11 protein-coding genes and 4 pseudogenes are annotated in these 20,860 nt (G+C 65.4%); 14 read left to right on the forward strand and 1 reads right to left on the reverse strand.

Translation table 11 applies throughout. The annotated features are described in order from the left end of the window. Positions 1-23: 23 nt before the first annotated feature. Positions 24-2,571 (reverse strand): annotated as a pseudogene (locus tag KY499_RS02325) (DEAD/DEAH box helicase). A gap of 136 nt (positions 2,572-2,707) precedes the next feature. Between KY499_RS02325 and KY499_RS02330 the strand changes: the two are divergent. The 14 genes and pseudogenes from KY499_RS02330 (at position 2,708) to KY499_RS02395 (ending at position 20,800) form a co-directional block, all read left to right on the forward strand. After that, positions 2,708-3,487 (forward strand): trans-aconitate 2-methyltransferase, encoded by a 780-nt coding sequence (locus KY499_RS02330; RefSeq protein WP_123254239.1) that lies wholly within the window; start codon positions 2,708-2,710, stop codon positions 3,485-3,487. 183 nt (positions 3,488-3,670) lie between these two features. After that, the gene (locus KY499_RS02335) at positions 3,671-5,479 is read left to right on the forward strand and encodes an ABC transporter ATP-binding protein (protein ID WP_183164411.1); all 1,809 of its coding nucleotides are present in this window, start codon (positions 3,671-3,673) and stop codon (positions 5,477-5,479) included. A gap of 203 nt (positions 5,480-5,682) precedes the next feature. Continuing rightward, positions 5,683-7,470: an ABC transporter ATP-binding protein gene (locus KY499_RS02340; RefSeq protein WP_123254238.1), complete on the forward strand. Its 1,788-nt coding sequence runs from the start codon at positions 5,683-5,685 to the stop codon at positions 7,468-7,470. Beyond that, on the forward strand, positions 7,467-7,859 hold the full coding sequence (locus KY499_RS02345; protein ID WP_123254155.1) for a GntR family transcriptional regulator: 393 nt from the start codon (positions 7,467-7,469) through the stop codon (positions 7,857-7,859). The genes KY499_RS02340 and KY499_RS02345 overlap by 4 nt, the downstream gene beginning before the upstream one ends. Before the next feature lie 116 nt (positions 7,860-7,975). Then, positions 7,976-10,877, forward strand: a pseudogene (gene uvrA / locus KY499_RS02350) (excinuclease ABC subunit UvrA). A 111-nt stretch (positions 10,878-10,988) separates the two neighbouring features. Further along, positions 10,989-11,739, forward strand: a pseudogene (locus KY499_RS02355) (HAD hydrolase-like protein). After that, positions 11,726-12,391, forward strand: coding sequence for a 1-acyl-sn-glycerol-3-phosphate acyltransferase (locus KY499_RS02360; RefSeq protein WP_123254153.1), 666 nt, complete (start codon positions 11,726-11,728; stop codon positions 12,389-12,391). Before KY499_RS02355 ends, KY499_RS02360 begins: the two are co-directional and overlap by 14 nt. 30 nt (positions 12,392-12,421) lie before the next feature. Beyond that, on the forward strand, positions 12,422-14,440 hold the full coding sequence (gene uvrC, locus KY499_RS02365; RefSeq protein ID WP_123254152.1) for an excinuclease ABC subunit UvrC: 2,019 nt from the start codon (positions 12,422-12,424) through the stop codon (positions 14,438-14,440). A 105-nt stretch (positions 14,441-14,545) separates the two neighbouring features. Next, complete coding sequence (rapZ, locus tag KY499_RS02370) at positions 14,546-15,469, forward strand: RNase adapter RapZ (protein ID WP_123254151.1); 924 nt, start codon at positions 14,546-14,548, stop codon at positions 15,467-15,469. Beyond that, positions 15,469-16,488 (forward strand): uridine diphosphate-N-acetylglucosamine-binding protein YvcK, encoded by a 1,020-nt coding sequence (gene yvcK / locus KY499_RS02375; protein ID WP_123254150.1) that lies wholly within the window; start codon positions 15,469-15,471, stop codon positions 16,486-16,488. The genes rapZ and yvcK overlap by 1 nt, the downstream gene beginning before the upstream one ends. Positions 16,489-16,498: 10 nt before the next feature. Continuing rightward, on the forward strand, positions 16,499-17,479 hold the full coding sequence (whiA, locus tag KY499_RS02380) for a DNA-binding protein WhiA (protein ID WP_123254149.1): 981 nt from the start codon (positions 16,499-16,501) through the stop codon (positions 17,477-17,479). Between the two features lie 183 nt (positions 17,480-17,662). Next, a complete protein-coding gene (locus tag KY499_RS02385; protein WP_123254236.1) occupies positions 17,663-18,286 on the forward strand; it encodes a superoxide dismutase in 624 nt (207 codons plus the stop codon). Positions 18,287-18,551: 265 nt separating this feature from the next. Further along, a complete protein-coding gene (gap, locus tag KY499_RS02390) occupies positions 18,552-19,562 on the forward strand; it encodes a type I glyceraldehyde-3-phosphate dehydrogenase (protein WP_123254148.1) in 1,011 nt (336 codons plus the stop codon). Between the two features lie 10 nt (positions 19,563-19,572). Further along, positions 19,573-20,800 (forward strand): annotated as a pseudogene (locus KY499_RS02395) (phosphoglycerate kinase). Positions 20,801-20,860 lie beyond the last annotated feature (60 nt).

Raw genomic sequence — 20,860 nt, forward strand, 5'->3', positions numbered from 1 at the left:
GATGCCGGATTGGTCCGGACCCGTCAGAGGCGGTTCACGTCGGTGACCCGCACTACGGCGGTGCCGGTCTCATCCGAGGCAGCCAGATCGACATCCGCGGAAATGCCCCAGTCGTGGTTGCGGGCCGGATCATCAAAGATCTGCCGGACCTTCCAGACGCTGGCTTCCTCCGTGATGAACAGCAGGCCGGGACCGCGCGCGTCCGGACCCGTCCCGATGTCATTGTGCTCGTCAAAGTAGTCATCCAGTGCATCCTCCCAGCGTTCGGCATCCCAACCGGAACCGGCGTCGAGTTCACCCAGTGCGGTGGCTGCCTCGTCGGCGAACAACTCCACGCGGCGGAACATCTCATTGCGCACCATCACCCGGAAGGCCCGGGTGTTGGCGGTCAGCGACGGCGGCGGGGGAGGCGGGGCATCGTGCGGGGTCGGTGCGGCGCCGGAGGTGAGCTCCTCCCACTCGTCGAGCAGGCTCGAGTCCACCTGCCGGACGAGTTCGCCGAGCCAGGCGATGAGGTCCTCAAGGTCCTCGCGGAGCGCATCCTGGGGGACGGTCTGGCGGAGGGCCTTGAAACCGTCGGCGAGGTAGCGCAGCACAATCCCCTCGGAGCGGGCCAGGCCGTAAAACTGGACGAATTCGCCGAAGTTCATGGCGCGCTCGTACATGTCCCGGATTACGGACTTGGGCGCGAGTTCGAAGTCGCCGATCCAGGGAGCGGCCCGGCGGTACACGTCGAAGGCCTCGCCAAGGATCTCCGCGAGTGGTTGCGGGTAGGTGACCTCTTCGAGCATGGCCATGCGCTGGTCGTACTCAATCCCGTCGGCCTTCATCGCCGCGATCGCTTCGCCGCGGGCCTTCTTCTGCTGTGCGGCGAGGATCTGGCGCGGCTTCTCCAGCGTCGATTCAATCACCGAGACAACATCCAGGGCATATGACGGCGACTCCGGGTCCAGCAGCTCCAACGCGGCGAGGGCGAACGGGGACAACGGCTGGTTCAGCGCGAAGTTGGCCTGCAGGTGCACGGTGAGCCGTACGGTGCGGCCGTCCGGGCCTTGTTCTTCGGGCGGGATCCGCTCGACGACGCCGGCGGCGAGAAGTTCGCGGTAGATGCCGAGCGCCTTCTTCATCAGCTGCAACTGGGAAACCCGGGGTTCATGATTCTCCGTCAGCAGCCGGCGCGCCGCCTGGAACGGGTCGCCGGGGCGTTCCATGAGGTTCATCAGCATCGCGTGGGTCACCGTGAAACTGGACGTCAGCGGATCGGGGACCGACTCCACGAGGCGCTTGTACGTCGGCTCGCCCCAGGACACGAAGCCTTCAGGTGGCTTCTTCTTGACCACTTGGCGGAGCTTCTTCTGGTCATCGCCAAATTTCGCCGTAGCCTTCGCCATGGCTTTGACGTTTTCCGTGACGTGTTCCGGGGCCTGCACCACAACAGTTCCGGCCGTGTCATAGCCGGCGCGGCCGGCGCGGCCTGCGATCTGGTGGAATTCGCGGGAGTTCAGCAGCCGGGTCCGGACGCCGTCGTACTTGCTCAGGGCCGTCAGCAGGACGGTGCGGATGGGCACGTTAATACCCACCCCGAGGGTGTCCGTGCCGCAGATAACCTTGAGCAGTCCGGCCTGGGCCAGTTGCTCCACGAGCCGGCGATATTTCGGCAGCATCCCGGCGTGGTGGACGCCGATGCCATGCCGGACGAGCCGGTTGAGGGTCTTGCCGAAGCCGGCGGCGAAGCGGAAACCGGCAATCAGCCCGGCGATCTTGTCCTTCTCCTCGCGCGTGCAGACGTTGATGCTCATCAGGTTCTGCGCCCGGTCAATCGCCTCGATCTGGCTGAAGTGCACCACGTAGACAGGAACCTGCTTCGTCGCGAGGAGCTCCTCAAGCGTCTCGTGGACCGGGGTCTGTTCGTAGTAGTAGTGCAGCGGAATGGGACGTTCCGCGGAACTGACGGTCGTCGTCGGGCGCCCGGTCAGTTCGGTGATGCCCGCCTCGAAACGGCTGACATCGCCGAGCGTCGCAGACATCACCAGGAACTGGGCCTGCGGGAGTTCCAGCAGCGGGACCTGCCAGGGCCCAGCCGCGCTGCGGGTCGGAGTAGAAATGGAACTCATCCATGATCACGGCGCCGAGCACTGCCGCGGCGCCCTCACGGAGGGCGATATTGGCCAGGATTTCGGCGGTGCAGCAGATAATCGGTGCGTCCTGGTTGACGCCGGAGTCACCGGTGATCATACCGACGTTCTCGGCGCCGAAGATCTCGCAGAGGGCAAAGAACTTCTCCGAAACGAGGGCCTTGATCGGCGCCGTGTAGTAGCTGCGCTGCCCCCGGGCCATGGCCTGGAAATGCGCGGCGATCGCCACGAGCGACTTACCCGACCCGGTGGGCGTGGCCAGAATGACGTTGGCGCCGCCGGCAAGCTCCATCACGGCTTCATCCTGGGCGTCATAGAGCGCCAGTCCGCGGGTTTCGGTCCACTCCACAAAGCGGGTATACAGCTCGTCCGGGTCCAGGCCCGTCCTGCCGGAAAGTCGGGCGGCAGGGGCAGGGAGCTGGTCAACGAGTTTCATCGCTCTCCAGCTTAGTGCCCGCCGCAGCGTCGGCGGGCCTGTCCCCCCGGCAGCCCTGGTGGGTGCCTCCTCCGCAGGCGTCTGGTCCCCGGCTAGGATTCGACCAGTGCATCATCGTCCGGAACCGGAGGCACTCGTGAAATGGGATCCCGCAAAATATGTGCAATTCGGGGACTACCGGGTCAGGCCCTTTTTTGACCTGACGGCACGCATCCATGCCGAAGCGCCACGTCACGTCGTTGACCTGGGTTGCGGCCCGGGCAACCTGACCGCAACCCTCGCCGCACGCTGGCCGGGGGCGCAGGTGGTGGGCCTGGATTCCTCGCCCGAGATGCTGGCCAGATCCCGGGACCACGCCGCCGCCGCGGCCAATCTTTCCTATGACCTGATGGACATCGCCGGCTGGATGCCCTCCGGCGGGACGGACGTGGTGGTCAGCAACGCCGCCCTGCAGTGGGTGCCCGGCCACCGCCAGATGCTGCCGGCGTGGCTTGACGCGCTCAAGCCGGGCGCCTGGTTCGCCCTGCAGGTCCCGGGAAACTTCGGCGCCCCGTCGCACACCCTCATGCGCGAACTGGCCGAGTCCGACGCCTGGGCCGGCAGGCTCGCCGGTGTACTCCGCCATGCAGACGTTGTGGGGGACGCGGAGGAATATCTGGGCATCATGCTCGACGCCGGATGTGACGCCGACGCCTGGGAGACCACGTATCTGCAGCTGCTCCCCGGCGCGCATCCGGTACTTGAGTGGGTCCGCGGCACCGGACTCCGGCCGGTGCTCGCCGCCCTGCCCGGGGACGAGGCGGAGGAGTTCGAAGCCGAGTATTCGGCGCTGCTGGACACGGCGTACCCCGCAGGCGCGCACGGGACCGTCTTCCCGTTCCGGCGGACCTTCGCCGTGGCCCGGAGGCGCGGCTGATTCCCCCGGCGGCCGCAGTACGGTACCGGCACGTCTTGACACGCCGGCGGAAGAAAAGAAGTGTGACAAGAACAGCGGTGTGACCGGGCTTACAATTGCGAAGCGGCGTGTGGGGCCGGCCGTACCGAAATTATTCTGTCTGGGCCCTGACCTGATGATGGAGGTTCAGTGCTTCTCCGTCTGATGGGGCGGCTCCTGTCCGCTCACAAAATGACCGTGCTGGCCATCGTCGTCCTGCAGCTGGTGCAGACCACGGCGAACCTGTTGCTGCCCACCCTGAACGCTGCCATCATCGACGACGGAATTGTCGCGGGGGACACGGACGTGATCACCTTCCTCGGCGCCTGGATGGCCGGGATCGCGGCGGTGCAGGTCGTGACAGCCATAGCGGCCGGCTACCTCGGCGCCGTCGTCGCCATGGAGATCGGACGGCAGCTCCGGTCCGAGCTGTTCACCAAGGTGCAGTCCATGTCCTCGCAGGAAGTTGGGGTTTTCGGCGCCCCGAGCCTGGTCACGCGGTCCACGTCCGATGTGGCCCAGATCCAGAACCTCGCCGTCCTGGTGTTCACTATGCTGATCGCCGCCCCCGCCATCTTCCTCGGTGGAATCGCCCTCGCCGTCCACCAGGACCGGGCGCTGTCCTTCGTCGTGGTCGCCGTGGTGCCGATACTCACAATCATCATGGCCCTGATCGTGCGCCGCCTCATCCCGCTCTACCGTGCCGGCCAAGGGCTGATCGACCGGGTCAGCCGGGTACTCCGGGAACAAATCATCGGCGCCCACGTCATTCGGGGCTTCGCCCGCCAGGGGCACGAAATCCGCCGGTTCGACGCCACGAACAAGGACCTCACCCGCAACAACCTCCAGTCCGCACTGCTGGTGGCCGGTATGCTTCCGGCGATCATGCTCGTGGTCAACGTGTCGTCCGTCGCCGTGGTCTGGCTGGGCGGGCACCGGATTGAAGCCGGCCAGATGCGGGTGGGCGCCCTCACCGCACTGATTGCCTACATCCTCCAGATCCTCATGGCCATCATGATGGCCATGTATGTCTTCTCGGCCGCCCCGCGCGCGAACGCCTGCGCGGAACGCATCCGCGAGGTACTTGACCTGGAACCGGCAATTACTGACGGGGTGGAGCCCGGCCCGGCTGTGTCGGGACCGCCGGCGGCCCGGAGACCGGCAGGCTTCGGTGCGGCAGGCTTCGGTGCGGCACCTTCCGTTGAGGCAGCGGGCCGGACGGTACCTTCCGGCAGCAGAGTCGAATTCCGTGACGTCTCCTTCGCCCACCCCGGCGCCGAGGCTCCCGTGCTCGACGGCATCAGCTTCACGGCGGAGCCGGGCACCACGACGGCCATCATCGGCGCCACCGGCAGCGGCAAAACGACCCTGCTTAACCTGCTGCCCCGATTCCTGGATGCGACCGCCGGAGAAATCAGGATTGGCGGTCGGACTATCCGCTCGATGACGCTCGACGCCCTGCGCGGAGGCATCGCTGTCGTGCCACAGCGTTCATTCCTGTTCGCCGGAACCATCGCGGAAAACCTGCGCATCGGCTCGCCTGCGGCGACCGATGAGGAACTCTGGCAGGTGCTCCAGACGGCGCAGGCCGGGGAGTTCGTCCAGGCCCTGCCGGCAGGGCTCGGGTCGCCGGTGAGCCAGGGCGGCACAAACCTCTCCGGCGGCCAGCGTCAGCGGCTCTGCATTGCCCGTGCCCTGCTCCGCGCCGCCCCCGTCTTCCTCTTTGACGACAGCTTCTCGGCACTGGACTACCAAACTGATGCCAGACTGCGGGAGGCCCTTCAACCGCTCCGTCGTTCGGTCACCGTCCTGATCGTCGCGGAACGGGTGGCCACGGTCATGGATGCCGATCTCATCCTGGTTCTGGAGGCCGGCCGGATTGTCGCCCAGGGCACTCACGACCAGCTTCTGGTGTCGTCACGAAGCTACCAGGAGATCGCCGCCTCCCAGCTGGTCCTTGAGGACAGGCTGTGAGGCGGAACCAGGCCATCGACGCCCGGGCCGCTCCGTCGGGCGGGTCCGCCACAGCCGACCACGGCCGGCACCGTGCGCCCGCACCGACCGGACACGGGCCGGCCCGGAAAAACCGGCCACCGGCGCCAGCCGACGACGCCGTCCGGACCCGGTGGCGAGCCGCCCTCCGGCTGCTGGGGCTGCTCCGGCCGTCCAAGCGGCGGATGTTCCTCTCCATCGCTGCCACGTGCGCATTCGTCGCCCTGAATGTTGCGGCGCCCAAAGTCCTCGGCGATGCCACCGATGTGATTGTCAACGGCGTGGTGCAGGGCGCCTTCGACGAATCCCGGCTTGCGTCGCTGCTGCTGGCAGTGGCATGGATATATGTGGGAGCCTCGCTCTTCAGCTGGCTCCAGGGCACCCTGACAGCGACGGCAGTCCAGCGCGTCGGCTACGGACTGCGCGCCGCCGTGGAGGCCAAGCTGCACCGCCTTCCCTTCAGCCATTTCGAAGTGCAACGGCGCGGAGAAGTACTCAGCAGGGCCACGCACGACGTCGACATCATCGCGCAGGCGCTCAACCAACTGCTCAACCAGTTGATCCTCTCGGTCCTGATGCTCTCCGGGGCCCTTGCCATGATGGTGTGGCTCTCTCCGGTCCTGGCCTTGATCGCACTCGTGTCCGTGCCGGTGTCCACCGCGATCACCGTGCTGGTGGCCCGCAAGTCACAGGCCCAGTTCGCGGCGCAGGGAAGCAGTACCGGCGAGCTCCACGCCCAACTGGAGGACTTCTTCACCGGGCATGAGGTCATCAAAGCCTTCGGCCGGCAGGGGGAGGCGGCAACGGAATTCCATGCCCGCAACGACGAACTCACCCGCGCCGGCGCGCGGGCCCAGTTCCTGTCCGGGGCCGTGCAGCCGCTGATGGTGCTGGTCTCCAACCTCAACTACATCGCCGTCGCGGTGGTCGGAGCGCTCCAGGTCACGACGGGAACCCTGACGATCGGCGGCGTCCAGGCATTCATCCAGTTCAGCAGGCTGTTCAGCCAACCGATGGGCCAGATCGGCAGCATGCTGACGCTGGTACAGCCCTGCCTGGTGTCCGCCGGACGGGTCTTTGACCTGCTGGACGCAGCCGAGATCCCCGCCGAACCCGCAGCCGATGCCAGGTCAACGGCGGCCGCCGAAGCACCTCGGGACATGTCTCCGTCAACGCCTCCGGCGCGCCCGGCCCCGGCCCGCCGGGCTTCTGCACGGGTGGCCTTCGAGCACGTAACTTTCAGCTATGGCCAGGGCAAGCCTGTGGTGCAGGATCTGTCCTTCGTGGTGGAACCGGGCCAGCTGGTGGCCATCGTCGGTCCGACAGGGGCCGGAAAAACAACCGTGGTGAACCTGCTGATGCGGTTCTACGACGTCGGCTCCGGCCGCATCACCGTCGACGGCGTGGACATTTCGCAGGTGCCGCTGGACGAACTGCGCGGAATGTTCGGTACCGTGCTCCAGGACGCCTGGATCTTCACGGGAACGATCCGGGAGAACATCGAGTACGGCCGGCCGGGGGCCACCGATGACGAGATCATTGCCGCTGCAGTGCCCAGCCTTGTGGACCAGTTCGTCCGGTCGCTGCCGGCCGGGTATGGAACCCTCCTCGGCAATGACGGTGCTTCACTCAGCCACGGACAGCAGCAGCTCATCGGCATCGCCCGGGCGCAACTCGCAGCCCGCAACATCCTCGTGCTGGACGAGGCGACAAGCTCTGTGGACAGCCGAACCGAGGTGCAGATCAGGGAGGCCATGCAGCGGCTGCGCGAAGGACGCACCAGCTTCGTCATCGCCCACCGTTTGGCCACAGTCCGGGACGCTGATCTAATTCTCGTTATGGACCATGGACAGATCGTTGAACACGGAACCCACCGGCAACTGATGGCGGGAGGCGGATTCTACGCCAGCCTGCATCAGGCCCAGTTCGCTGGCCGCGAACAAACCCCCGGCGCTGCGGAGCCGAAACAGTGAGTCCCGCTGGGCACACAACCGCGCCGTTCCCGGGCGGCTGGAAGCCCAGTCCGTCCAGCTCTGTTCCGCTCTTTGAACAACTCCGGCTCTACATTATTGAACGTGCCGACAGCGGCAGCCTGGCACCCGGAACCAGGCTGCCCGCGGTCCGGAACCTTGCGGGCGAACTCGGTGTCGCACCGCATACCGTGGCGCGCGCCTACAAGGAACTTGAAGCTGCCGGGATCGTCGCGACCAGGGGCAGGAACGGGACGGTCGTCTGCGCCAGGGACGAAGCCTGGAGCTCGCTGTCCGAGGCTGCCGCGATGTTCGCCGCCGCGGCCAGGGCACAGGGCGCGAGCTTCGCTGAGGCGGTGCAGTTGCTCGCCGCTGCCTACGACAGCGAATAGCAGCGCGGCGTCTATGAAGTCCGCAGTACGGTCACAATTCGAAGAAGTTTTCGATTAGCATTGATTTCGTGCCTAAAGCTGTAGCTGAAGATCCAGCCGTTAAAGTTCAGTCCGACATCGCGCCTAAGACCTCCGCTGCCCCGGACGGGGAGCGGGCGGCCGTCCACCGCCCGGACCTGACGCGCCTCGTAGTGCAGGGTGCGAGGGAACACAACCTGCGCAACGTGGACCTGGACCTGCCCCGTGACGCGATGATCGTCTTCACCGGGCTTTCGGGGTCCGGGAAATCCTCGCTGGCCTTCGACACAATTTTTGCCGAAGGGCAGCGCCGTTACGTGGAATCGCTGTCCGCGTATGCCCGGCAATTCCTCGGCCAGGTGGATAAACCTGACGTCGACTTCATCGAAGGGCTTTCGCCGGCCGTTTCAATCGACCAAAAGTCCACGAGCAAGAATCCGCGCTCCACCGTGGGCACCATCACGGAAATCTACGACTACATGCGCCTGTTGTGGGCCCGGGTGGGCCGGCCGCATTGCCCCGTCTGCGGCGAACCGGTGGCGAAGCAGACCCCGCAGCAGATCGTGGACCAGTTGCTGGAACTGCAGGTCGGCACGCGCTTCCAGGTGCTGGCCCCGGTGGTCCGGGGACGCAAGGGCGAGTTCGTGGACCTTTTCAAAGAACTTACTGCCAAGGGCTACTCCAGGGCACGGGTGGACGGGGATCTTGTCCAGCTCAGCGACCCGCCGAAGCTGGGCAAGCAGTTCAAGCACACTATCGAAGTCGTGGTGGACCGGCTCGTCGTGAAGGAAGGCATCAGCCAGCGCCTGACCGACTCGGTGGAGACAGCGCTGGGGCTGGCCGAGGGCCGGGTCCTGGCTGAGTTCGTCGACCTGGACGCCGAGGATCCTGAACGGATCAGGGCCTTCTCCGAGCACCTTGCCTGCCCCAACGAACATCCCCTTGCCATCGACGAGATCGAGCCGCGGTCCTTCTCCTTCAACAATCCCTTCGGCGCCTGCACCGCCTGCAGCGGCATCGGCAGCAAACTGGAGGTGGATGAAGAGCTGATCATTCCGAACCCTGAACTCTCGCTCGCCGAAGGCGCTATCGCCCCGTGGTCGCTGGGAACGGCCACCACCGAATACTGGAACCGGCTGCTCGCCGGACTCGCAGATGAGCTCGGTTTCTCGATGACCGCCCCGTGGGAAAAACTCTCCACCGACGCCCGCCAGACGGTCCTGCACGGCAAAGACCACAAAGTCGTGGTCCAGTACCGGAACAGGTTTGGCCGGGAACGCAAGTACAGCACCGGCTTTGAAGGCGTCGTCCAATATGTGCACCGCAAGCACGGCGAGACAGATTCCGACCACGCCCGGGACCGCTACGAGGAGTACATGCGGCAGATCCCGTGCCCGGCCTGCAACGGTGCCCGGTTGAACCCGGCCTCGCTTTCCGTCCTGATCAACGGCAAGTCGATTGCCGAGGTCGCGGCCCTGCCAATGCGCGACTGCGCCCACTTCCTGAACACCCTCGTCCTGACCGGGCGTGAGGCGCAGATCGCGCACCAGGTCCTGAAGGAAATCCAGGCCCGCCTGACCTTCCTCCTTGACGTCGGCCTGGAGTACCTGAACCTGGAACGGCCCTCCGGTACGCTGTCCGGCGGCGAGGCCCAGCGCATCCGGCTGGCCACCCAGATCGGTTCCGGGCTGGTGGGCGTGCTGTACGTCCTCGACGAGCCCTCGATTGGCCTGCACCAGCGGGACAACCGGCGGCTGATCGAGACGCTGACCCGGCTGCGGGACCTGGGTAATACCCTGATCGTCGTCGAGCACGACGAGGACACCATCCAGGAGGCCGACTGGGTGGTTGATATCGGACCGGGCGCCGGCGAGCACGGCGGCATGGTGGTGCACTCCGGCTCCTACAAGGCGCTGCTGGAGAACACCGGCTCCCTGACCGGCGACTACCTCTCGGGCCGCAAGAAGATCGACATCCCGAAGAAACGGCGCAAGTACGACAAAAAGCGCGAACTGAAGGTCGTGGGCGCCAAGGAGAACAATCTCCTCAACGTTGATGCCACGTTCCCGCTGGGCTTGTTCACCGCGGTCACCGGGGTTAGCGGCTCGGGCAAGTCCACCCTGGTTAATGAGATTCTCTACAAGGTCCTGGCCAACAAGCTCAACGGCGCCAAGCAGGTCGCGGGCCGGCACAAGTCCATCCAGGGCCTGGAGCACCTGGACAAGGTGGTGCATGTCGACCAGAGCCCTATCGGCCGCACCCCGCGCTCCAACCCGGCCACGTACACCGGCGTGTTCGACAACATCCGAAAACTGTTTGCCGAGACCACTGAAGCGAAAGTCCGCGGCTACATGCCCGGACGGTTCTCTTTCAACGTCAAGGGCGGGCGCTGCGAAGCGTGTTCCGGTGACGGCACGCTCAAGATCGAGATGAACTTCTTGCCGGACGTCTACGTCCCGTGCGAAGTCTGCCACGGCGCCCGCTACAACCGCGAAACCCTCGAGGTCCACTACAAGGGCAAGACCATCGCGGATGTGCTGAACATGCCGATCGAGGAAGGCGCGGAATTCTTCGCGGCCTTCTCTCCGATCGCCCGGCACCTCAACACGCTGGTCGACGTCGGCCTCGGTTACGTCCGGCTGGGCCAGCCTGCCACAACCCTGTCGGGCGGCGAGGCCCCAGCGCGTGAAGCTTGCGGCGGAGTTGCAGAAGCGTTCAAATGGCCGCAGCATTTATGTCCTGGACGAACCCACGACGGGCCTGCACTTCGAGGACATCCGGAAGCTGCTCCTGGTCCTTCAGGGCCTGGTGGACAAGGGCAATACCGTCATCACGATCGAGCACAACCTCGACGTGATCAAGAGTGCCGACTGGATCGTGGATCTGGGACCCGACGGCGGATCCGGCGGCGGCCGGGTGGTCGCTTCGGGGACCCCCGAACAGGTCGCCAAGTCAGAGGAAAGCCACACGGCGGCCTTCCTGGCGGAGTTGCTGGGTTGACGGTGGGGCCGGGCGACTCCCCGGGCCCACCGCTCCGGGTGGATGAGACGAAGTATTCCGTCCGGGGAATGCGGGTTTCTGGCATCAGCGGACTCGTGAGAAACTAGGCCGGTGACCCATACAACAGTGCCCGTGATCTTTGACCTGGATGGCACTCTTGTCGATCCGGCCCGGGGAATATCGGACGGAATCACCACAGCCCTCAGCGCGCTGGGACTCGCGGTCCCGGGACAGGACCGCCTGGACGCGATGATCGGCCCCGAACTCCGTCACTCCATGCTGGACATCGCGGGTGTGCCGGCAGGACACCTCGAGGAAGCAATCAGGATCTACCGGGACTATTACTCGTCCACCGGGATCGCGCAGGGCAGGCTCTATCCGGGGATCCGGGATCTCCTGGCCGAATACGTCGAGGCCGGCCGCCCGGTCGCCGTCGCCACCCAGAAACCTGAGGGACTCGCCCGGATTGTGCTCGAACATCACGGAATCGCGTCCTTTTTCCAGTCCATCCGCGGTTCCGCTGCCAATGAAGCAGCGCGCACCGTCGGCCCTCCCGGCAAGATCGGCATTGTCGCCGCGGCACTTGCCGACCTCGCTGCACGCTCATCCGTGGACGCGGGCGCAGCCGTCATGGTGGGGGACCGGGCCCCAGGACGTCGCCGGCGCGGCCGCCAACGGACTCGACTGCATTGGCGTGGGCTGGGGCTTCGCGCTCGACGGTGAACTCCATGCAGCGGGTGCCGCTGCGATCGTGCACAACACGAGGGACCTTCGTGACACCATAGGCAGGCTGGACCACGTCCGCACCGCCGCCCTGACGACCAACGCCCTGAACGAGGTTCCTACCGATGGCAATGTTTGACGCAATCCGCTGGACCACACGCGGCCTGATCTCTTCGACGTGCCGGCCCACCGTCATCGGCCTGGAAAACGTACCGGCCGACGGAGCGTTTATCGTGGCCCCGAACCACCTCTCGTTCCTGGACAGCGTTATTGTCCAGGCCCTGATGCCACGGCCCGTCGCTTTCTTCGCGAAAGCGGAGTATTTCACCACCGGCGGCGTCAAGGGAAAAGCGATGAAATCATTCTTCGAGGCCGTCGGCTCCATCCCGGTAGAGCGCGGCGAACAGGCCGCGAGCGTTCAGGCCTTGAAGACCCTCCTGGACCTCCTGGAAGCCGGCAAAGGCATCGGTATCTATCCTGAGGGCACGCGCTCCCGCGACGGCATCCTGTACCGCGGACGGACCGGAGTCGGCTGGCTTGCCTTGACCACCGGCGCCCCCGTCATCCCCGTCGGCCTGATCGGCACCGAAAACCTGCAGCCCGCGGGCAGCAACGCGGTCAAACCACAGCACTTCACCGTGAAGGTGGGTGAGCCGCTCTACTTCGACAAGACCGGACCGGACCATTCGCTGCCGGCGCGCCGACAGGTGACCGACCGGATCATGGATGCCATCGCAGAACTCAGCGGGCAGCAGCGGTCGACAAGCTACAACCAGAGCAAGAGCGCTTAGCAGCCTCCAAAGGCTCAGTAGACTGGAGCCGTGGCAGATCCAGCAAGTTACCGACCCCAGACGGGTGAGATCCCAACCAACCCGGGCGTCTACCGCTTCCGCGACCCGCACGGCCGGGTCATCTACGTTGGCAAGGCAAAGAACCTCCGGTCCCGACTGAACTCCTACTTCGCCAACCCGGCCGGACTGCTGCCTAAGACTTTCGCCATGGTGCACGCCGCCAGCAGCGTTGAATGGACCGTGGTTGGCAGCGAACTCGAATCGCTCCAGCTCGAATACACCTGGATCAAGGAATTCACGCCGCGGTTCAACGTGATGTTTCGGGACGACAAGAGCTATCCCTACCTCGCCGTCACGATGGCCGAAAAATACCCCCGGGTGCAGGTTTTGCGCGGCGAACGCCGGAAGGGCACACGGTACTTCGGCCCGTACACGGCCGGCGCAATCCGCGAAACCCTGGATACACTGCTGCGGGTGTTTCCGGTCCGCAGTTGCAGCGCCGGGGTGCTTAAGCGGGCCGAGGCCAGCGGCCGACCCTGCCTGCTGGGCTACATCGACAAATGTGCGGCCCCGTGCGTGGGACGGATTTCGCCCGAAGACCACCGTGCCCTGGCAGAGGACTTCTGCACTTTTATGGGCGGGGAGGCGCGGCCCTTTGTGTCCCGGCTGGAGAAGGACATGGCCGCCGCGGTCGCGGAGCTGGACTATGAACAGGCCGGCAGGATCCGGGACGACATCATCGCGCTCAAAAAGGTATTTGAACGCAATGCTGTAGTCCTGGCTGAGGACACTGACGCGGACGTCTTTGCACTGCATGAAGATGAACTGGAAGCTGCCGTTCAGGTCTTCCACGTCCGCGGCGGACGGATCCGCGGGCAGCGCGGCTGGGTGGTGGAGAAGGTGGAGGACACCTCCACCCCGGACCTCGTGGAGCATCTGCTCCAGCAGGTCTATGGCGACGAAGCCGGAAGCCCGGGCAGGCTTCCCCGTGAAATCCTCATCCCCGCCGAACCAAGCAACCTGGCCGAACTCACACAATGGCTGGGCGGATTGCGCGGTGCGAAGGTGGATATCCGGGTGCCGCAGCGCGGCGACAAAGCAGCCCTGCTGTCAACTGTCCGGGACAACGCCGAGCACGCCCTCAAACTTCACAAGACCCGTCGGGCCGGCGACTTGACGCTCCGTTCCCAGGCGCTGCAGGAACTTCAGGAAGCGCTCGACCTGCCCGTGGCGCTGCTGCGGATCGAGTGCTATGACATCTCGCACGTGCAGGGCACCAACGTCGTCGGATCGATGGTCGTCGTCGAGGACGGACTGCCGAAGAAATCCGACTACCGTAAGTTCTCCGTGACCGGGGATGCCGCCAATGACGATACCGCTGCAATGCACGACGTCCTGACCCGCCGGTTCCGCAATTACCTGCAGGAGAAGGAGGTCCACGCCGAAGCGGCGAGGCTGCCCGGACATCAGGCGGCCCTGGACGCCGCAGTGTTCGGGGCCGCCGGTGCTTCCGCGGACACGACCACCCCGGCGCCCCGGGCGAAGTTCGCTTACCCGCCCAACCTCGTGGTCGTCGACGGCGGCCTGCCCCAGGTCAACGCAGCCGCACGGGCCCTTGCCGGCCTCGGCATCGACGACGTTTACGTCGTGGGGCTCGCCAAACGGCTGGAGGAGGTCTGGCTGCCGGACTCAGAATTTCCGGTGATCCTGCCGCGGGCGTCGGCCGGTCTCTACCTGCTGCAACGCATCCGGGACGAGGCACACCGCTTCGCCATCTCCTTCCACCGGCAGAAGCGCGGCAAGGCGATGACCGTGTCCGCGCTGGACAGCGTTCCCGGCCTCGGCGACTCGAAACGCAAGGCCCTCCTGGCCCGGTTCGGTTCCGTCAGGAGCATCAAGGCGGCCACTGTCGAGGAACTCATGGAGGCCAAGGGGATCGGTCCGTCCCTGGCCACGGCAATCGCCCGGCATTTCAGCCCGGACGGCGACGCCGGAGCAGCCAACGTTCCCGCCATCAACATGACAACCGGGGAAATACTCGAAACTTAGCTAGCACTGCGAATCTTAGCTAGGGTAAGGACTTGGGAATCGGCACGCCCGGCGGCAACTCAAGCACTCCGCGCGGCCACCGAACAGCAGAATGGGGCATCACAGATGGCAGATCCGACTACAGGATCCGGGCCGGAACCGGACGGCATGACGCCAGTCAAGCCCGAGGAGGCCGAACTGCTCGTGGTGACGGGAATGTCCGGTGCGGGCCGGAGTACGGCCTCGGACGCTCTGGAGGACCATGGCTGGTACGTCGTGGAGAACCTTCCGCCGCAAATGCTGGGGACACTGGCCGAACTCGTGTCCCACTCGCCCCGTTCCATCTCCAAGCTCGCGGTCGTGATCGATGTCCGCAGCAAGGACCTCTTCGCCGACATTCGGACCGCACTCAGGGCCCTTGCGGCCAGCGGCGTCACGTTCCGGGTGCTGTTCCTGGACGCGAGCGACAACGTGCTGGTCCGCCGCTTCGAACAGGGCCGGCGGCCGCACCCGTTGCAGGGTGGAGGGAGAATCCTCGAAGGCATTGCCGCGGAACGGGAGATCCTGCGCGAACTCAAGGAATCCGCCGACATCGTGCTGGACACCACGTCCCTGAATGTCCATGGGCTGGCAACGGCCATCACCGAGCTTTTCAGCGAAACCGGGCCGGTGGCGTTGCGTTTGAACGTGATGAGTTTCGGCTTCAAGTACGGGCTCCCCGTGGACGCAAACTTCGTTGCCGACGCGCGCTTTATCCCCAACCCGCACTGGGTGCCGGCGCTTCGTCCGCATACCGGGCTGGATGAAGACGTCAGCGACTACGTGATGGCGGCAGAGGGCGTCAGCAATTTCGTGGAACGTTATGTGCTGGCCCTCGAACCGGTCCTGGATGGGTACCGCCGTGAGAATAAGCACTACGCAACCATCGCCGTTGGCTGTACCGGCGGCAAACACCGTTCGGTTGCGGTGGCCGTGGAGTTATCACGGCGGCTAGCCCAGTACCCGCGGGTCACTGTGACCACCACGCACCGGGATCTGGGCCGGGAATAATGGCGCTTCTCACCGGACCGTTGCCGCTGATTTCTCCCAACAGCGCGGCGTTCGCTAGCCAGCAGGACAAGGGTCCGTCCGTCGTCGCGCTCGGCGGCGGACATGGCCTGTCCGCGTCGCTGTCCGCGCTCCGGCTGCTGACCTCGGAGTTGACCGCCATCGTCACGGTCGCGGACGACGGTGGCTCTTCCGGCCGGCTGCGGGAGGAATACGGAGTTCTGCCTCCCGGCGATCTGCGGATGGCGTTGTCGGCTCTGTGCGATGACACGGACTGGGGCCGGACCTGGCGGGATGTTATGCAGCACCGCTTTGAGCCGGGGAAGGGCCGCGGCGGCTCCCTCGACGCCCACGCTATGGGCAACCTTCTGATCGTGACGCTGTGGGAGCTCCTGGGCGATACCGTGGCGGGGCTCAAGTGGGCGGGCGCCCTGCTGGGTGCCCGTGGTGAAGTGTTGCCGATGTCCAGTGTGCCGCTGACCATCGAAGGGCAGGTCCGCGTCACGGCGCCGGACGGATCCTCGGTGCTGCAAACGGTCACCGGCCAGGCAAAATGCGCCGTCGCCGGTTCCCTTGAGCATGTCCGCCTCCTCCCCGAGGACGCGCCAGCCTGCCTCGAGGCCTTGACCGCCATCGAGTTTGCCGACTGGGTCATCCTGGGGCCGGGGTCCTGGTACACCTCCGTGTTGCCGCACCTGCTGTTGCCGGAAATGCTCGAGGCGCTCTGTAACACTGCTGCCCGGCGCTGCCTGACGATGAACCTCGACATGGACACTAAGGAAACGGCGGGAATGACCGCCGCGGACCACCTGCTCGCGCTGCGCGACTATGCCCCCGGCTTCACCGTCGACGTCGTCCTGGCCGATCCGGCGTCCGTGCAGGACCTTCCTGCCTTCGAACGTGCCGCCGGGATGCTCGGAGCCGAGGTTGTCTTGGGTAAAGTAGGGGCGTCCGGTCGCCGGTCGGTCCACGACCCTTTGCGTCTGGCTACGGCGTACCACGACATCTTCGGGAACAGTTAGGAAGCGTGCCATGGCACTGACAGCATCAGTCAAGGAAGAACTTTCCCGTCTGGATATCAAGAAATCTTCGGTCCGCAAAGCGGAAGTGTCGGCCATGCTGCGCTTCGCCGGCGGACTGCACATCGTGTCCGGCCGGATCGTGATCGAGGCCGAGGTGGACCTCGCCTCGACCGCCCGCCGGTTGCGTGCCGCCATCGCCGAAGTCTACGGCCACCAGAGCGAGATCATTGTGGTTTCCGGCGGGGGACTGCGCCGTGGCAGCCGCTACGTGGTGCGGGTGGTCCGTGACGGCGAGGCACTGGCCCGCCAGACCGGGCTGCTCGACGCCCGCGGCAGGCCCGTCCGCGGGTTGCCCTCGGTGGTTGTCAATGGATCGGCTGCCGACGCGGAGGCCGTTTGGCGGGGCGCGTTCCTCGTGCACGGCTCCTTGACCGAACCCGGGCGTTCCTCCGCGATGGAGGTCACGTGCCCCGGACCGGAATCTGCCCTTGCTCTCGTCGGCGCAGCCCGCCGTCTCGGCATCCAGGCCAAAGCCCGGGAAGTCAGGGGCGTTGACCGGGTCGTCATCCGTGACGGCGACACCATCGCCGCCCTGCTGACCCGCATGGGCGCCCACGACGCGTTGATGGTCTGGGAAGAACGCCGTATGCGCAAGGAGGTCCGGGCCACAGCCAACCGGCTGGCGAACTTCGACGACGCCAACCTGCGCCGCTCCGCCCAGGCTGCCGTTGCCGCCGGAGCCCGCGTGGACCGTGCCCTGGAGATTCTCGGCGACGACGTCCCGGACCACCTCAAATACGCCGGCGAACTCCGGGTTGCCCACAAACAGGCGAGCCTGGACGAGCTGGGCAGGCTCGCCGATCCTGTGATGACGAAGGACGCCATCGCGGGTCGGATCCGCCGGCTGCTGGCAATGGCGGACAAACGCGCCGTGGATCTCGGGATCCCGGGCACAGAGGCCAACGTGACGCCGGACATGCTGGACGACTAGCTCCCCGCCGGTGCCGGGAACCCGATAGGCTCCAGACGATGGAAATACTCCGGCCGCGCTGCGGGTTATTCCCACCGGACGCTTCCGAAGGATTCCACGCAATTTTCCGGGTGTACAGACACCTGGATGCACAATCCAAGAAGTAACAAACCGGACATCCCGTCCACGACATTGGAGGATTTTGTGACCGAGTACGTTTTGCCTGAACTCAGCTACGACTATGCGGCGCTGGAGCCCAACATCTCCGCCCGCATCATGGAGCTGCACCACAGCAAGCACCACGCCGCCTACGTGGCGGGGGCGAACAATGCGTTGGCCCAGCTGGCTGAAGCACGCGACAAGGGCGATTTCGCCAACATTAACCGCCTTTCCAAGGACCTCGCGTTCCACACCGGCGGCCACGTCAACCACTCCGTGTTCTGGAACAACCTGTCTCCGGACGGCGGCGACAAGCCCGAGGGTGAACTCGCGGCAGCCATTGAGGATGCATTTGGTTCCTTCGATGCCTTCCGTGCCCAGTTCAGCGCTGCTGCGCTGGCGCTGCAGGGCTCCGGCTGGGCTTTCCTGGCCTATGAGCCGATTGGCGGAAACCTCGTCATCGAGCAGCTCTATGACCAGCAGGGCAACGTCGCTCTCGGCACCACCCCGCTGCTGATGCTGGACATGTGGGAGCACGCTTTCTACCTGGACTACGTCAACGTCAAGGCCGATTACGTCAAGGCCTTCTGGAACATCGTGAACTGGGCAGACGTAGCGAAGCGTTTTGACGGTGCCCGCAAGAACGCCACGGGTCTCATTACGCTCTAGTGTGACCCCGGGGACACCCGGACGTAACAAAGCTCACAATGCGCCGTATCAAGGCCGGATTGTGGACGGTCTGCCTCCGCAGTTGCGGGGGCAGACCTACTTAAACGTAAGATGGGTCACGGAAGGCGGTCTGCCTTCAGCAATGTCGCTGGTCGTCCTCCTATCTGTTAATCATCTCTGCCCAATGGCGTGCGGGATCCGTTAGTTGGCTTGAACGCCTGACTCAACTAGTCGTGCTTGCACAAGCACCAAGGAGACTGAAAACGTGACGACACGTATTGGTATCAACGGCTTCGGCCGTATCGGCCGCAACTACTTCCGCGCAGCCCTCGCACAGGGTGCCGACCTGGAGATCGTTGCCGTCAACGATCTCACCAGCCCTGAAGCCCTAGCCCACCTGCTGAAGTACGATTCCGTTGGTGGCCGCCTGAAGGAAACCGTAGAGGTCCAGGACGGCAACATCGTCGTCGACGGGAAGTCCATCAAGGTCCTCGCCGAGCGTGACCCCGCCAACCTGCCCTGGGGCGAGCTCGGCGTCGACATCGTCATCGAATCCACCGGTTTCTTCACCAAGGCAGCCGACGCTCAGAAGCACATCGACGCCGGCGCCAAGAAGGTCCTCATCTCCGCCCCCGCGTCCAATGAAGACATCACGATCGTATTGGGCGTCAACGAGGGCCTCTACGACCCGGCCGCGCACCACATCATCTCCAACGCCTCGTGCACCACCAACTGCCTCGGCCCGCTGGCGAAGGTCATCAACGATGCGTTCGGCATCGAGCGTGGCCTGATGACCACGATCCACGCCTACACAGCAGACCAGAACCTGCAGGACGGCCCGCATAACGACCTGCGCCGCGCCCGCGCCGCCGCCATCAACATGGTCCCCACGTCCACCGGTGCCGCCAAGGCCATCGGCCTGGTCCTCCCGGAGCTCAAGGGCAAGCTCGACGGCTATGCCATCCGCGTCCCGGTCCCGACCGGTTCCGCCACAGACCTGACCGTCACCGTCTCCCGCGAGACCTCCGTGGAGGAAGTCAACGCTGCCCTCAAAGCCGCGTCAGAGACCCCGGAACTCAAGGGCTACCTCACCTACACCGATGAGCCGATCGTCTCCTCGGACATCGTCGGCGACCCGGCCTCCTCGATCTTCGACTCGGGCCTCACCAAGGTGCTCGGCAACCAGGTCAAGGTTGTGTCCTGGTATGACAACGAATGGGGCTATTCCAACCGCCTCGTGGATCTGACGGAGCTCGTCGCAGACAAGCTGGGCTAGGGTAGGACTCATGACATTCCACGCCCTCAACGAACTGATCGCTGATGGTGTCCGCGGGCGGTATGTTCTGGTCAGAAGTGACCTGAACGTGCCGCTCGACGGCTCTACAGTCACTGACGACGGCCGGATCAAGGCCTCTCTGCCAGTGCTTGCAAAGCTTACGGACGCCGGTGCCCGCGTGCTGGTCACAGCACACCTGGGTCGCCCGAAGGGTGCACCCGAGGACAAGTACTCGCTCACGCCTGCCGCCGCGCGGCTGGCCGAGCTTGCCCCGTTCAAGGTCTCCCTGGCAGATGACACCGTCGGCGCCTCGGCGACAGCGCTTGCCGCGGCACTGGGCGACGGCGAAGTCCTGATTCTCGAAAACGTCCGCTTCGACGCCCGGGAGACGTCCAAGGACGACGCCGAACGCGGCGCCTTCGCGGACGAGCTCGTCGCCCTCACCGGCGACAACGGCGCCTTCGTCGATGACGCGTTTGGTGCCGTGCACCGCCGGCACGCGAGCGTCTACGACGTCGCCACCCGGCTGCCGTCTTACCAGGGCGACCTGGTCCGCACGGAGGTCGAGGTGCTGCGCAAGCTCACCACCGACACCCAGCGGCCGTATGTCGTTGTCCTCGGCGGTTCCAAGGTTTCGGACAAGCTCGCCGTGATCGACAACCTGATCGGCAAGGCGGACACGATCATGGTGGGCGGCGGCATGCTGTTCACGTTCCTCGCCGCGGCGGGCCACAAGGTGGCCGGCAGCCTGTTGGAAGAGGACCAGATTCCGGTCGTCCAGGAGTACCTGAAACGCGCGGCGGACGCCGGCACCGGTTTCGTGGTGCCCACCGACGTCGTCGTGGCGGCAAAGTTCGCCGCCGATGCCGAGTACGAGACCGTCGCAGCAGACGCCATCGAGTCGAGCAGTTTCGGCGCCCAGGGCATCGGCCCTGGACATCGGACCGGACTCGGCGGCCGCATTCGCGGAGCAGATCAAGGGTGCCCGCACGGTCTTCTGGAATGGACCTATGGGCGTCTTCGAATTTGCCGCGTTCGCCGACGGTACCCGGGCGATCGCCCAGGCGCTGACCGAAACCGAAGCGTTCACCGTCGTCGGCGGCGGCGACTCCGCTGCCGCAGTCCGAACCCTCGGCTTCGCCGATGACCAGTTCGGCCATATTTCCACCGGCGGCGGCGCCAGCCTCGAGTACCTTGAAGGCAAGGAACTTCCCGGTCTGAGCGTCCTGGACCGCTAAGCACGCCCCCAGGCAGGGTGCCCTCCGCGAGGAACCGGGCACCCTGCCTGCTGTCCATAT

The sequence above is a fragment of the Arthrobacter sp. PAMC25284 genome, from assembly GCF_019443425.1.
Classification (GTDB): Bacteria; Actinomycetota; Actinomycetes; order Actinomycetales; family Micrococcaceae; genus Arthrobacter; species Arthrobacter oryzae_A.

What these genes read in the sequence shown, in the direction of transcription:
- KY499_RS02335 (WP_183164411.1), top strand. Translation starts at nt 3,671, where the DNA reads ATGGGGCGGCTCCTGTCCGCTCACAAAATGACCGTGCTGGCCATCGTC.
- KY499_RS02340 (WP_123254238.1), top strand. Translation starts at nt 5,683, where the DNA reads ATGTTCCTCTCCATCGCTGCCACGTGCGCATTCGTCGCCCTGAATGTT.
- KY499_RS02360 (WP_123254153.1), top strand. Translation starts at nt 11,726, where the DNA reads ATGGCAATGTTTGACGCAATCCGCTGGACCACACGCGGCCTGATCTCT.
- rapZ (WP_123254151.1), top strand. Translation starts at nt 14,546, where the DNA reads ATGGCAGATCCGACTACAGGATCCGGGCCGGAACCGGACGGCATGACG.
- yvcK (WP_123254150.1), top strand. Translation starts at nt 15,469, where the DNA reads ATGGCGCTTCTCACCGGACCGTTGCCGCTGATTTCTCCCAACAGCGCG.
- whiA (WP_123254149.1), top strand. Translation starts at nt 16,499, where the DNA reads ATGGCACTGACAGCATCAGTCAAGGAAGAACTTTCCCGTCTGGATATC.